This is a genomic window from Adonisia turfae CCMR0081, assembly GCF_011009555.1.
Classification (GTDB): domain Bacteria; phylum Cyanobacteriota; class Cyanobacteriia; order Phormidesmidales; family Phormidesmidaceae; genus Leptothoe; species Leptothoe turfae.
Genome location: NZ_QXHD01000003.1, coordinates 626211 through 641728, shown reverse-complemented (window position 1 = coordinate 641728; position 15518 = coordinate 626211). Strand labels below are relative to the sequence as shown.

5 protein-coding genes are annotated in these 15518 nt (G+C 48.4%); 4 read left to right on the top strand and 1 reads right to left on the bottom strand.

Annotated features, from left to right (window positions below; genetic code table 11):
• Positions 1–2 precede the first annotated feature (2 nt).
• The 4 genes from DXZ20_RS03425 (at position 3) to DXZ20_RS03410 (ending at position 14309) form a co-directional block, all read left to right on the top strand.
• A complete protein-coding gene (locus DXZ20_RS03425; RefSeq protein WP_163696411.1) occupies positions 3–3875 on the top strand; it encodes a hypothetical protein in 3873 nt (1290 codons plus the stop codon).
• Positions 3876–3943: 68 nt separating this feature from the next.
• Positions 3944–4228 (top strand): hypothetical protein, encoded by a 285-nt coding sequence (locus DXZ20_RS03420; RefSeq protein WP_163696409.1) that lies wholly within the window; start codon positions 3944–3946, stop codon positions 4226–4228.
• Positions 4229–4314: 86 nt separating this feature from the next.
• Positions 4315–4830, top strand: a complete 516-nt coding sequence (locus DXZ20_RS03415; RefSeq protein WP_163696408.1) for a hypothetical protein — start codon at positions 4315–4317, stop codon at positions 4828–4830.
• Positions 4831–5048: 218 nt separating this feature from the next.
• Positions 5049–14309, top strand: a complete 9261-nt coding sequence (locus DXZ20_RS03410) for a hypothetical protein (protein WP_163696406.1) — start codon at positions 5049–5051, stop codon at positions 14307–14309.
• A 64-nt stretch (positions 14310–14373) separates the two neighbouring features.
• On the opposite strand, the gene DXZ20_RS03405 is transcribed toward DXZ20_RS03410, so the two are convergent.
• A complete protein-coding gene (locus DXZ20_RS03405) occupies positions 14374–15411 on the bottom strand; it encodes a DMT family transporter (RefSeq protein ID WP_163696404.1) in 1038 nt (345 codons plus the stop codon).
• Positions 15412–15518: the final 107 nt, after the last annotated feature.

The following is a 15518-nucleotide window of genomic DNA, read 5'->3' as shown; positions in this document are numbered from 1 at the left end:
TCATGGCAATTCCCCGTTTTGATGGGTTAGGGACTGGCTTTTATCGTCTGGTTAATGTGGCGGCTGACACTGGAGTGGTGACTACTCCTGCGGGTGTTGATGTGCTGTTCACGGATTTAGCACTCAATTTTGCCAATGGTGATGCGCAGGCTGACAATCTGGATTTATTAACTACCTGGTCGAGAACTGCTGGGATATATCTGTTCCTGCCGACCCAGGTGATAGATGTCGAGACCTTTGATTTTGTGACGTTGCGATCGCAACTCCTAGAACTGCGTCAATCTCCTGCCTATCGCCAAGTACGCTTTTTGTGGGTCAACAATCCCAGTGAGTCTCTTTCTCAATGGCAGTTACAAAGTCTCTCCATAGATGATGGGCGTGTTAGTCGTCAATCAACCTTTGACTTAGGGGGGTATGCACTGACGTTACCCAGGGGCACCACAATTGTCCCAAGCTCAGCCGGGTTTACAGGCACCACAGCCCTGGCCTATTTGACCACCGATTATGGTGCCCATCAGTTAAGGGGCGTCGGAGAACAAATCCAACTGCCGCTAGTCGGCCCGCGCATTGGTGCTTGGCAGTTTGACTTGACCTTAGCCCGATCTGCTAACTCTACCTATGCCGAACTGGCCTCTTTGGATATTGGTTTTCGGGTCTTTTTTGCGGACCCGTTACTTTCTAGCGATCCAGCTTTGTTTGGCTCAGCAGCATTTTACCAATCGCTGCGCTATCCTCTCTTTGATGAAACCGCAGCGGCGCAAGAGCGCTACCCAGCCGATTTGAAATTGCAAGGCTCATGGGATCCTTTGGATTGCGATCGCAGTTCCTTCACATTTGTACCACTATCAGACAACACACTGCCCAGTCTCCCTTCTGGCTATCGCAGTAACCTTGGCTATACCGTCTATCTGACGCCTCAAGCTAGCAGCCAGCTCGTGTTTGCAGCTAAGCCAGCCTCCAGTCTGGGGCCAGCAGAGGGGCTATATTTGACGCCCCAAGGTGAGTTTGGGCTCACCATCCCTCGCCATGAAGATAACCCGGCTCGGCAACTGCCCGACTATGGCAACAATCTGATGTGTGGTCTCTCAGGGGTGGAGTATGTCAAACTCTTAGAAGCGGGCACCTATACCATTGGCTTTGTCCCTGGTCACCCTGCCTTTGCACCACGCTATACTCCCAGTCAGGGGTTAACTCAGCGACTACGAGATTTGGTCAATATCCTAACCCAGCGGCCCGTCGATGACTTGGACAAACGAGAGACGCTGAGTAGTCTGTTTGACCCCAACCGAGCTGAGGAGATTTTACTCATTCGCGATACTCTGTTAGGGGAGTTTTTCCCGTCGGGCTATCAGTTACCGCTGGAGGCAACGGAGGCGTTACAACAACTCTCTAGTTCTGATCTGTCTACCTTAGGAGATTTTGAGCAGTGGTTTCAAAATGCTCTACGGGCAAGCCGTGCGAAGGATGACGAGACCGGGCCAACTGCAGCTGCTTTAACCACAGAGGCTAATGCGACTACGGCTTGGGCCTATGTGCGGCGCACTGACGGTTTTCCCACCTACTATGCTCAACCGGATCAGTCCATTCTCTATCAGCCGTCTCGCCAGACATCTCTCATGAACTTTTTGGAGGTGCCAGCTACGGATTTAGAGAACGTATCTGCTATAAATCTTGCCGTAGCCAATGATGTTACTGTAGAGACCATACCCGACACATTTCCGATTTTCCCCTACGGGAGTTTAGCCTCAGCGATTACAGATTGTCGTGAATTGGAGCTCCAGGTGGTGAACCCACTGCGACGGTCTAAGATCCAGCAGCATTATGAACAACAAAGTGTGTCAGAGACCCCGGTCGCTAACGTCAGAACGGCTGCTGTGAGTGCTGTGGGGAGTTCCTTTAGAACAGCGGCCAGCACTGCCGCTATCACGAGTTCAAACCTTGTCAGTGCTGCCGACACTACGACCGAAACTATTAGTGGTACAACGCCCCAAGGGCTATTGGCTCGTTTCACCACTGATTACAGCCTTATGCAGGAGCTGGTGCTGGCTCGATCTACCAAGAATGAGCAGACTCAGTTTTTGAAATTCACCAATATTGAGAGAAGCTCCGCCCTCTGGAGTGCGTTTCAGGCCAATCAGTTATTGCTCGTCATTGACAAGGCTGAGGCACTGAAGTCTTCTTTTAATGACCCTGATGATCCCAACCAAACCATTACTCAACTCACCATTGATGGTTGGACATTTTATCTGGATACGGTGGATGATGCCGGAAACATACTCTGGCGTCCAGAAAGTATTCTGATCTTTAAGTACTACAACAAATCGCTGCTAGAGCTAATTGAGCAGCCGAGTCTCTGGTCTCAGGCGGCCACATTTGTGGGGGATGAGGCGAAGATTGCTGAGGTGCGGCAGCGGGTGCGGGCGAGTTTGGAGAGTGCGATCGCAAATGATACCGAAGACATCCCTTTGAAAACCCGTAAACGCTACGCTCCCTTAGCCAACATTGCCCGAAACCCCAACTGGTCCGGCATCATCGGCCTCAACATTCCCGTTCCACCCGCCGAGGGATTACCCCCAGAACTGGTGGCCCTAGCTGGCGGCATCAAAGAAGAAAACTTCTTTGCCCAGTATGTTGGCATTGATAGTACTCCTATTCATCCTGATGACAATGGCGCACTGGTGGTGGAACCATCGTCTCTGTTTGGCTTAATTGACTATGAAGACGATCAGCCACCTGAGCCCCACCCCTCTGGCTATAACTTTCAGGTACTGAATCTGCGGGTATTGTTTCAAAATTCTCGGGTAACAGACTTTGCCAGTCAAATTGCCGTTACCCTAGATAAATTATTTGAAGAACGGACTCAGCTCCAAGAAGACTTTAGCGTTAGTAGTCTTACCAATGTCTCTGGACGTAATTTGGTCAATCTCCAGGGGAGTGCTGAAAATCATAATGGTCGTACGACTTATGCGTTTAGCTTTAGCGGCAATAACCGCTTTTTAATGCCCAATAGTGCGATTTTTAACTATATCGATATTGTCAAAGCCCAGTTTTCCTCCGATCCAATTCCTGCTGAGGATAATCCTACTATTACAGGGCGATTCTCCTTCTGGACAAAATTCAACTTTCGTAAGTTGGAAAAATTCGATATTTTCTCCTTTGGCCCTGATGGTGACTTTCCTACCCAAACTGATGCACAGCAGTTTCTCAGTGCGGCAAATCTGGTGGTCACCCTATCGTTTCCCAGAGATGATGCTAATCAACGGTCCTTTGCGTTTGTTCCTGATGACCTCAGCTTTAATCTAAAGAGCAGTGACTTCCGCAACAACAGCCTCTATGCCAAATTTCCCATCACCTTGACCGGGTTTATCCAAGGTCAAGACAAACCCAAAGGCTTTTTACCGATAAAAACTGCCTTGGGCAATGCTTCGCTATCGGCAGACGTTACCTGGTATGGTCTGTCCTTTGATTTAGACCTAGGGAATCTCGGTGCCCTGGCTAGTGTATCCAAGTTTGTGTCTGGCTTAGTGGTGCTCTGGTTGCCCAACCCCAATCCTGAGGCAGATACGCGCCCAGAGCCCCAAGTCTATGTGGGAATGAAACTACCAGGACTGTCTGGGGATGTCCTGGGTTTCTCTTTGCAAAGTGTAATCAAACTCTCATTTAAGACGGCTGAACTCTTATTTGACCCAGCCGATGGGCCTGACAACTCCACCTACTTGTTAAAACTTAAAGCTATTGTCTTGAAGCTATTGGTGTTGTCGTTACCACCTAATGGTCAAACCGAACTGCTGATCTTTGGTAATAGTCAAGGTCGCGATCATCCCATCGGCTGGTATGCTGCCTACGCTAAAGAACCAGCCCAGAGACCACCTTAGGTTCTGCTCTATGGGTGATATGTACCTATCTTCCCCAAGATATCTCAACGTTTTTACTTCTATGAAAAATGGCTGAAGAAAATATCCTCAATGCTAATACTATTTCCGCCTTGATCACGGCTGTTAACGACCATTATCAAACTAACTTTCCTGCTCTATTTCCTTCAAACAGCCCCATAACACCAATTTGGAATACAAATATCAATGTCAAGGCAGGTAATGGGGAGGGTACCGATTTTTCTGCTGAAGGTGAACTTGTTACGTTTCCCTTTGATTTTGCAGATCAAGTGGAAGATCAAACCTTTGCTATCAAGGCCAAGATCAAAATTATTAACCAAGGTAATGAGGTCTAGACCGTTTGATAGCCATGTCTCATGGATACTGATAAGTATCTTGTTATAGCCCACTCAATCATCATCTCTTAAGGAGTCTTAATTGTATGTCTGGTATCACCCCCGCTTCATCAGGTGCCAATGCAGCAGAGTCTAAAGTATTTTTTGGTGTTGTTTTAGAACTCGATGGTGAAGAAATTTCTCTACAGCCCCAAAATGCCATTACAGAAATTAAAGAAAAAGGCATTGAAGTGGGCCTTCCGGCAGGAGAACGAGTTGTTTTAGGTACTGTCGGTGAACGTCTGAAAGGGATTCTGCAAGCGCTTGGCGTTGATGACATCTCTTTCTTAAAAGATGATGGCACGTTGGATGAGACACAGCTACCGAGCATTCCTGCCATTCAAACTGCTGTCAATCTGCTGACTCAAGCCAACTTAGCCATTGAAGATTTCCATTTACGAATTCCTCCAACCGGAACTAGCACCAGCGCCCCTGCCAAATCAGAAACGGCTTACACAGTGGGACTGTCCGCTACATGGACTGGAGATGCAGGCACGCTGATCGATAGTTTAGATCTAAAGCTGAAAGGTCTTTATTTCAAGGTGAGTAACGAGGAGGGTTAAGAGAGTTACCTAAAGACAATTTCAGAATGCTTGTTTAATTTAGGCATTCTGAAATTGCCGTTGCTGAGCTACAGGATGAACTAGTCTGTTAGAAACGCCGTATATCAATATCTTACAGATAAAATCATACCGAGGATCAGCAACGCCATTCCTGTTAGAGTTTCAAATTAACCTCCAAGGTTTATGTCACATCAGTTGAGGCACTGCAAGTACGTCTTATGAGTTCATCCTTAACTAAACAGACAACAGTCAGCTTTGGCTTTGTGGCAGAACTGACGGCAGGGGGCGAAACTGTCAACCTTCAGCTGGAAAACACACAAGAAGGAGGAACGTCTGTATTTCGTGGCGGCATGCTGCCAGGGCAGCGATTATTGCTAGTGGCGCTGTTACAGAAAATAATTCCTGAGCTGCCACCGTTAGATTCCATGAGCGGGTTAGCCATTACTGAGCTAACGTTGGAGGCTCGCCCTACGCTTGAAACCTATGCTTTTAGCCTGGGCTTGGCAGATGTCTGGGCTGTAGAAATTCCCACGAACGATCCTAGTGCTCCTTTAAACTTCAGCATTGATCGGATACTCATTGCTCTCAAACAATCACCCCAAGAGAAATCCTTCTTTCTACAAGGAGATTTTAGCCTTTTTGGTGGCCAGTTTTCTGTCTTGGTGAGCCGCATTGTGACAACGGCTACCAGTTCAGGAGAGTGGATCTTTTTAGCACGGGCTGAGCGTATTCAGTTAGCATCGCTGGTTAATAAACTATTAGGTGCAGGAAACTTAACATCAGATTTTGAACTTGAGAATTTAAGTATCGATTTACTTGAGTTAGAACTTGCTCAAAAGAAAGTTGGCACCATTACCCAATCTCGGTATCGCTTTCTAGGGGCAATCGATTGGGCTTTTACTATTGCTAGTGAGCCTTTTGTTGTCGGAGCCAGTGCTGAGATTAAAAACTATAGAGAAGATGTCAGGGCTGGCAAAACTGTTAAAACAATTACTGATAAAGCTAGCGGTAAAGTAGCTGGGCTGATTGAGCTGTTTGATAAGACATTAACAGCGTCCATCTTTTATGGATTTTCGCTAACTGAAAAGCGAGTTGGATTTGAGATTACATTTAAATCATTTACGCTGACGGGACGCTACAGCAATACTAACAATATAGAAAAAATTGACTTCAGTTTTTCCGAGATAGTCAATATTGGCGATATTATTAGCTATGTTGTTAATCTCTTTGATCCAAGTTTAGAAGATTTTGAGCTAGACGCTCCTTGGGATGTCTTAGGTAAAGAGAGTATTGATTTCAGTAAGCTGAGGGTTAGCATCAATCTCACCAATAAGCAGTTGACCTTTAGCTATGCTGAAAGTCTGAATCTAGGTCTCTTCAAAATTTCAAATCTGAGCCTCTCCTATGGTGAAACGTCCCGAGGATCTAAACAATACCGTTCTCGCATTAGTCTAGATCTGACAATTCCTGGTCAGCCGCGTCAACAGGTTGGTTGGGATCCAGTCAATGAGAACCCACCTAATATTCCGGGTAAAGGTATCCAGGTCTTTGACTTACAGTTTTTAGCCGTTGGCCAACGGGTGACTTTTCATCCTAATATTGTGTCGCAAGCCCGCAACATCACCCAAGTCATGACGGTGCTGCGACAAACTATGGGGGTGTTGCCCCCGGCCAAACGTCGTGGCAATCCATTGCAAGCCTTGCAAGCCCAGTTACCCTCACCTGCCCCGGTTAGCATTGACCCGACGGCAACGATCACGATTCCTGAGGGTAGCAGTCCGATTCAATTTGACCCCAACAGCGGCATTTTGTTGGGGGCGCAATTCTCCATCATGGACACCATAGATATGAGTGTGATCTTTAATGATCCACTGATCTATGGACTTCGCATTAGTCTCTATGGTGCTAAGGCAAAGCTATTTGCAGGGCTGCAGTTTGAGATTCTCTATCGGCGTGTTAGTGATACGGTGGGTGTATACCATCTAGAGTTGGCTTTGCCAGATGCCATGCGCCAGTTTGATGTGGGCGCAGTGTCAGTAACGCTGCCGATTGTGGTGGTGGATATCTACACCAATGGAGACTTTGCCCTGGATTTTGGTTTCCCCTGGAAAGGAGACTTTTCTCGATCCTTTGCTATTCAAGGGTTTGCCGGTCCTTTCCCTGTACTAGGGGCCGGTGGTTTCTACTTTGCTAAGCTGAGTGCGGAGACAGCGACCAGTACCCCTGCGATTGTCAATGGTACCTTTAGCCCGGTGTATGAGTTTGGTCTGGGTCTGAAGATTGGTCTGGGCCGCACCTTCAACAAAGGGATTCTCAAGGCTGAAATTAGTATCACGGTTCAAGGCGTCATTCAAGGCGTAGTTGCCCGGTTTAACCCCAGTGAAGCGAATGTTGCCAGTGATGATTACTTCAAGATTCAGGGAGGTGTCTCCCTGGTGGGGCGTCTCTATGGCGTTGTTGATTTTGGAGTAATTAGTGTTGACGTAGAAGTGGTGCTGCGGGCAACAGTCTTATTTGTGGTAGAAGCCTATCAGCCAACTCAGCTAGCTCTGGAGGCTGAGGTTTCAGTACGGGCTTCTATCAAGATTGCGTTTGTGCGTATCCGGTTCTCGTTTAGGGTGACCGTACGTCAGTCCTTTACCCTGGGCTCTGCTAAACCCACTCCCTGGAAGCTGGGTTCACCAACCACTAGCTCGACCAATGCCATTGGCACTACCAGCCGTCGAGCGGCTCGCTTCGCACCAGCGGCCTTCAGCATGCCAGTTGCGTTGGAAACGGCAGCTTTTGAGGCAGCGGCCTTTGAGTCGGTAGAACCAACGACTGCTGAACCATCAGACTTAACAACGTTGGATGTGTCAGCGTTATCTGTTGATGCGGTACCAGAATCAACAGTGCCAGAATTCCTGGTCTCAGAGTCAGTTGTATCGGCGGCAGTCGAGGCTGAATTATCGTTTACCACATTAGACGCTGATACCTCAGGTGCTGATACCGCTACGACCTGGTTGCCGGTGAAGCTATCGTTGCCTGATGGTTTGCCTGCTGATCAAACGGATAGCGATCGCATCCGCATCGACCTATATTTTCAACCCGGTTTCACCCAGGTTGGCGGGCAGGTGAAAGGGGTTGCCCTATTATTTATTGAAAACTCGGTACGCCATGATGACCCAGAGCAGATAGGTGATGCTGCAGCAACTGTTAACACCGACTTTGATGAGCTAGTGAAGGCGCTGCTGAGATGGACGCTTCACAGCTATCGCCGCATCAGTTCCACGGATCAGCCACTTACCTTGGTAGATTGGCAAACTCTCTATGATCGCTTCACAACAGAATTTGCAACAGCCAATAATTTGCCTGCGTTCTTGCGTCAGCTCTATCAATTCTTAGAGACCAATTTTGTCTTTGATATTTCTGATCGCACGCTCAACGACCTGCAACAGAATCAAGAGCTAAGTGGCACTTTCTTCCCCATGGTGCCGTTAATAAGCATGGCCTTAGATCAGCAATCGCCCATTGATTTCCAGGTAGATAGTTTTAAGCGCAGCCTGGATGATCTGCAAAAAATTAAGGACTACTTTAAGCAACTACAGGTACGTCCCGGTAGCGCTGTTGAAAATTCGGCAATTGGCGGCAGCCCATCGGACCCCGTCACTTCAGGAACAGAGCTTCTTTCGTTAACAGATTATCTGTTTGCAGATTATTTCTTGCTCTTGATTCGTTCTGGTCTACAGAGTGCCATTGACTATTTAGAAGACCTAGAAGACCAAGCCGAGTTTTCCGCACCTTCCATAGAAACAGTCTTATCGACTTTGAATAGCAATGGCGCATTTAACCATCTATCGGGTACCGCGTCTCGTTATTTTCTCCATGGACTACGATTACCCACACCCACAGCCGCACCCATGACAGCCTGGGCAACAAATCCTCTATATGAGGCAACGGGGCAGCAGTTTGATGTGTCGATTACCACTCAGACCGTTGGTGTGGGAGATGATGCCAGAGAAGTGACTACGGTCAACTTGGATCAAATTGTACTGAGTAAACCCGCTACCTTGAACTGGATACGGTTTATTGACTATGACCGTGCCAATCTGAATAATCCACCTACTCGCAATGCGGCATCACTGGTCTATGGATTAACGACTGAACAGAAAAATGACTTACTAGCCCTGCAGACAGCGACTCCTAATCTAGATCATCAGTCAACAACACCGCCTCTGCTGCCTTTCTATCGATCTGTAGAACGTCAATATACCCTACGTCAGCGGAGCCCAATGACAGTAGGCGAGTTGCGAGAATTACCGTCAGATTTGCGGGCCTATCTAGCCGATCCGTTGACCTATAGGCAAGGTTTATTACCTGACTCTGCTCCTCTATCAACTATCCCCTTCATTCTGGCCGATGCGACAGACAAAACAGCCACTCCGCTACCACGCGATAGGGTCAAGTGGTCAACCAAGGTGAAGGTAACCGTACGTCGCCTGGCAGGAGATAACATTTATCAGCTAGAAGGCACTGATGAAGTGGGGAAAGATTTGCTGGAAGCAATTCGGGTCACAGGGGCATCTCCCAGCCTCGATTTGTTTTATCTAGACGCTGACACGGCGCAACTCGTGCAACCGACTCGTGATGTGTTGTTATTAAAAGCTAATCTTTCCACCCGCAGTCAAGCGGCGGGAACAAGTTCAACAGCTAGAAGCTTCAGTACAGCGTCAACGAGAACCACCTATCAAGCCACCTTACCTGCGAACAGTGACAGTGATGGCGCTGACTTTTTACAAATTCTGTGGGAATGCAGCACGGTTAATTCAGGGGGCTATTACCTGGTTTATGGACCTTTGGGTGCCGCTGGGCTACCAGAAAACTTGTTTACAGATGGGGTAACAGCGGATTTGGTGTTGGTGATCCGTGTGACGGGTTTCACACAAGAGGCTGCTCGTTTCCACAACTGTGTGGACATTACCGCCGCCCAATCAGTAGATTTGTTGGCCATCCGTAATGATGAGCACGATCCCATACCGGTATTGCAAATACCCGCAGGTCATTTAGGGATACAGCTGACACGTCCGAATGTGTCAGTGCAACCCAATAATGGTACTGCCAATGATGAATTGGAAAATCTCTACCAGCTCTTGGGCTATCGATTATTAGAACAACCGGGACAATTTGTGGCAACACCGGAGGCATTACCCATTGGCCCCAGTGATGATCCTGAAGATGCCAACCACCCATGGCAATATGAACGGGTGCTGCCAGTCTATACCCTGTCTACTGATCAGGGCGGGACTGCCAATCCGTCACTGCCATCTCCTGAGATGAATCCCTATCGAGGTGTCTCAGCCCAGGCAGTGGTACAACCACAGTTAGAGTGGCGCGATCTCTATGGCAACATTTTCAAACAGTTTAAATTCACTGAGTTGCCTGTCCGTTATTTTGATCCACTGTTGGGGCTGAATCAGTGGCCATCGCTAGTGGAACGTTATCGATTTAAGGCGGTTTCTCAGCAAAAAGCTCGCCTGGATTTATCGCTACAGCTAGACTCTAGTCCTTATATTTCCACCCCCGGTAATTTGTTTGAAGAGGTCAGGCGCAAGACGATCGCAGCGCGTGAGACCTACCAACAGATTTACTATCAGATTCATCAAGCTGATGTGACAGCAACAGCAGCAACGTCTGTGCTACTACAAGGTACAAATGTTGTTCAAAAATCTGTGGATAAAGCAGTGCTGACCAGCTTTGTGGAGATGGCTTATGGCTATCTCATTACTTTGGAAAGCTTGACGCTGCAGTCCCACAATGTCAGTGCCAATGAAACCTTTGCAACTGTGGCTAACACGTTCCGATTGTCAGTAGATGATTTAGCCGAAGAAAATCAGCAGCTGAGCGGCTTGTGGACAGCAGGTACTCGATTAGAGATTCCCGTCGAGCGCGATATTGTTGTTAACGATAGTCTTCGGAAAATTGCACAAGAGGCTCTAAAAGCTGAGGCACTGCTGCGAGATTTTGATAATGTGATCGAGATCGCAACCGCTCCCCTGCCCAACATTACTGAAGCGGCCACTGCTGCCAAAGTGGTTCAAATTGCCCAACGTCATCGCGATACACCGGGTTTAGTCCGAGACGGTCTGTCGATTAGTAGCCAGGCCAACACCTATGAAACCCTGCCAGGAGATACGCTAGCAGAAATTGCGGGTGCTCTTGGTATCACCGTTGAGGCCTTGATCCCGATTTTAGAGGCCAAGGGTGATTATCTCGATGATCAGGTTATCCTTGCCGTACCCCTGACGTATGACTGGCGAAGCACCGACTCATTAGCCCACGCCCGAGACAAAGTCCAAGCTGTCTTTAAGAATACAACGCTCAATATTGGCTTAGATGCCGAGCTGCTAACAGTGACGGACATTGCTCTGGCCACAAATGCTTTCTTCGGGACAACAACAACTCTGACGATTCCTGCTCAACTTACCTTTGCTCCAAATGCGTCTGTATCAACTAGTGGCTCAATCACTGAGCCCACCCTGGACGCAGTTGTGCGTAACCTGCAGCCATCCCCCAGCACCCATCGGCAGATTGATCTAGCGGCATTCGTCACGACCAACCAGACATTATCTGGATTAATTCAGCCTGGGCAGTCGCTATTACCAGCTTTCCAATCATGGTCTGTCTTGGTTGAGAATACGACTCCTGAACTTCAGACCTATGTGCAGCCGTTTCTGAATGCGGCCTTGCAGCCATTTCACAGCCAGTCTAATGTGCCAGTAACCCGTGACCATGAGACGTTCCACAGTCTCACACAGCTGTTTGAGCAGGTGCGAGTATCCTTGGTGGCAGCCTTGGCGAGTGCCCCTGACCCCGCAAATGCCCAGCTTAAAACTCAGGTGCAGCAGCTGAGAGAACGGTTAGATCGCACTGTGTCTCTGGCGGAGGTTGCGATCGCAATTCAAACCCTTCCCATTCTCCAAATAGGTGCCCCATTCATTAAGCCGCCTTACATCCAACAAATTCCCATAACGCTAGATTTACCCACGGATAACAATACTGTTATCTATCCCGAGAAGCTAATCTTTCCAGTCACTGTCAACGTGACTCTGCAACGGGATGATAATTTAGTTGCCAATGACCTACCTGACCGTACCCTGGTGCAGCGGTCCACCGCCTATCTATCTCCCCATACCATCAATGGTGATACCCGGTCAGCCTCTCTTCAAGGATTTGCCCAAGATTTCCAAGCCGCATTTTCTGGTTTGCGTCTTGCCACCAGCGATAACCGTAACCCCGGCTTCCCTGGCGATCCCAATAATGCCAGCAGTCAATCAATTTGGGCCGTGCGTCTAGGCCAGGGAGGACTCACTTATACAATTCAGCCTCTGAATCTAGACCAACAGACTTTACCTGCTGGCGAAGACCGCAATCCTCTATTCTTTGCTCCTGCCCCGTTGGCCAATACCCTGATGGCGGGCACCGTTGATCTCAAAATCAGTACAGAGGCAGACCGGAACCGTGCCGATTATCAGCCTGATAACAAACGCTTTGATGCCATTGACTTGAACCTGTTGGGGCAAAGCTGTTTGCAAGCAGTGGAAGACTTTTTAGCACCCGAAGTGTCTGTCCCAGCGGTTCGTTTAGGCAATACGGTTGCGGACAACGTTGATGGGATTTTAGCTGCCAAAGAGACATTGGCGGATGCTATCAGTGCTCAAGTTGTTTCTCTATTACAGCCATCATGCCCCGATAATGATGCACGTCAACGCCGTGCTGCTGAGGCTCTCAACCAAGAGCTACGTATTAATTTAGCAGAGGCCTATGCCATTGAAACCATTGTCCAGTACGGTGTATCTGTGAAAAATGATTTGCCCGATGATGGGGATTTCCCAGTGCGTTTAGCCGGGCAGCCCACGTTGATAAGTGCCCGTGATGCGACTACCCAAGCCGAGATTACCGATCTCTCCACCCTCGATTTTACCCTGTCTCCAGCTAAAGTCTCTTTAGAAGAAACAACCTATCTAACGTTTTTCTTTAATACTCAAAATCCTGAAAAGTATGAAGATATTGCACTCAATCTGATGTTCAATCGTAATGAATTGGAATACAACATCAAACCTGTTACCGGTATAGCAGGGTATCAATCATCTGATTGGCTCAGCTTTATTGAACCCGATGAGCCGGATACCCTTGGTCATGTCCAGATTCCGATTCCTCTACGTACCTATCCCATCCCACCATCTCTGGTGTTGCAACAGGCTGAGTTAGATCCGGATGCCATCGGCAACGATTTAGCGAAAGTGCGTGAATGGCAGTATGTCTATACCTATGAGCACTTGGATGTGGCTCAGGATAGTCTAGAAAGTGATGTGCGCTATAACCTGCAAGGGTTACCTAGCCCGGCACAGTTAGGTTTACCAGAGGACAGTAGTGAAGAGACTTTATTTGATGCGTTGGTGCGGTTTAATCAGAAATATCCAGCCCTTAAAGCTACATTTGAAAAGCTCGCTGAAGCTGATACCCCTGCAAAATTGGCAGCATTAGCCGAAGAGACAACTCAAGCCGTCGATGACTTTGCAAAATTAGTGGGCCAGGTGGCTGTTACTTGGAGAGAGTGGCAGCCCGTGCAGCGCAGCATTGTGGCAACAGGTGTGGACTACACCATTAATGAGGAGGAGCCTCCGGTCCCTGTTGGTCAACCTGCCATCAAGGAGATGACCATTGTGGCACCTGATGCAGCGCTGCTGCCCCAGGTGCTGCTGCCGGGCTATCGACAATTCGATGATTCACCTCAACGGCAAGACTCTGCGCCTGGTTTCCAGAAGCAGCTCTATCGGTTTGAAGAAAAATCATCGGAGGAAGCCGCCCTTGATCCGGTCTATGGAGAATCCTCGATTCCTGATCGCACCCTGATCATTCAGGATCGCGATATTTTAGCCCAGCAAAATGCCTGGAGCGGTATCTGGCTAACCCGTAACCGTCAACTGGTGCCCTATGCTCAAACCAATCCTGTCTTTGTGTTCCAGACGCCCCAGGTACGCTTTAGTACCTGGGTGACACCGCTGTTGGTGAATAATCGTCCTTGGAACATTGCGGACCTCTCGGATACGCCCGAACAGCCGGTGTTGACTCATCTGCAGCGGTTATTTGAGACGGTGCTACCGGATTCAGCCCCCCAGCCCTATGGTTTGCGGCTAGATTGTCGCTACAGTTTTGCCATGGCGACGGTGGGTGATGAGCAGCTGTTGTCGGCAGTGCCGGTGTTGCTGACGCCGAGGGTTGCGATCGCAAGAAATACAACCATCACCTCACAACTAGTCACAGACCTCGCCACCGAAATCGAACGCTGGCGACAGGATAATCGCCCTGTTGAAGATCAAGGACGCTATCAGTTCACATTGAATCTGTTCTCAGGCATTGATCATGATGCCACCTTGCCGCTGTTGAAGATTGAGGACCTGTATGTGCAACAGATAGATATTCAATGGCCTTCACCATAGTGCATGGATATCGTGCATGGTTTAGGTAGGGGCTGGCCTTGTGCTTGCCTGGGGGCGAACGTGCTTAAACGCCTTTGAATCCACCAGATTCGCTCATTTCTTTAGTGCTGGGTCGCTGAGAAGGACGCATTATATTTAATCGCTGTACGCCAATTTGGTTTAATCCAATGCCGCACAGAATGACACCACCTCCCAAGTACTGTCCAAGGGTGGGCACCTCACCTAGCAGGATAAATGCAGACAGAATGCCCACAATCGGATTAAATGCAGTGGCAAATGAAACCTCACTGGCCGTACTACGTTTCAGACCGTTAAACCAAAATGACTGACCCGCCACAACAATGATGGCGGCATAGAACAGCATCCACTGCCACAAAAAAGGTGAACCTACATCCATAAAATGCTCAGGACCGTAGAGAACCAGGGTGGCTCCAAAGAAGAAAACAGTTCCAACAAACATTCTAAAAACGCTGAAAATTCCCAATGGAATCTCACGCAGACTAATTTTGCTGATCAGGTTTGCCATGGCTTTGATCACAGCGGCGATCAATGTAAACAGAGCGCCACGGCCTAAAACCATGCCCATGCCCATGGAAACCATTTCAGTGCCAGCAGGCTGAATCAATACGGTTAGAGCAACCCCAATAAAAGAAACAACGGCTCCAGCAACCACCCATTTATTCACCCGATCGCCCAACACCCAAACCGATAATGCCAGCACCAGCGGTGTATCAATCTGACTGATAAGAATCACATTGTTAACCGGAGTAATCTCGAGTGCCGTAAAGATAAGCGTTGGTACAATGGCTGCTCCTAAGATTGCGACGACAGCCATGGAGAGCCAGTCTTGCCAATTAATTTTTTGCAATGCTGGTTTCCGCCACTCCCGACCATAGGTAATGGCTAACAGAATGAGGGCGCATAAATTACCAACGAACAATACATTGCAAAATGAGATCGGGTTACGTTCATCAATTAGGTTCATCGCCCCCAGTTCAGTCAGCTTGCGAGTGACTGCATTGGCCGCACCAAAGATGGCAATGGCCATGAGAAGATAAACCCTTCCTGAGGGTTGAAAGCCTAATTCACTTGTGGTCTGCATGGAAGAGGCTCCTAGCCATAGTGGGTCAGTAATGCCGCTAGGTCGAATCTTGCCTAGTTGGCCGATAGGCTCAAATCAAAGCAGTTCCCTTGAAAAGGAATTATCAG

Bases quoted from the DNA above. Each gene is read 5' to 3' on its own strand.
- DXZ20_RS03425 (WP_163696411.1), top strand. From the start codon at position 3: ATGGCAATTCCCCGTTTTGATGGGTTAGGGACTGGCTTTTATCGTCTG.
- DXZ20_RS03420 (WP_163696409.1), top strand. From the start codon at position 3,944: ATGGCTGAAGAAAATATCCTCAATGCTAATACTATTTCCGCCTTGATC.
- DXZ20_RS03415 (WP_163696408.1), top strand. From the start codon at position 4,315: ATGTCTGGTATCACCCCCGCTTCATCAGGTGCCAATGCAGCAGAGTCT.
- DXZ20_RS03410 (WP_163696406.1), top strand. From the start codon at position 5,049: ATGAGTTCATCCTTAACTAAACAGACAACAGTCAGCTTTGGCTTTGTG.
- DXZ20_RS03405 (WP_163696404.1), bottom strand. From the start codon at position 15,411: ATGCAGACCACAAGTGAATTAGGCTTTCAACCCTCAGGAAGGGTTTAT.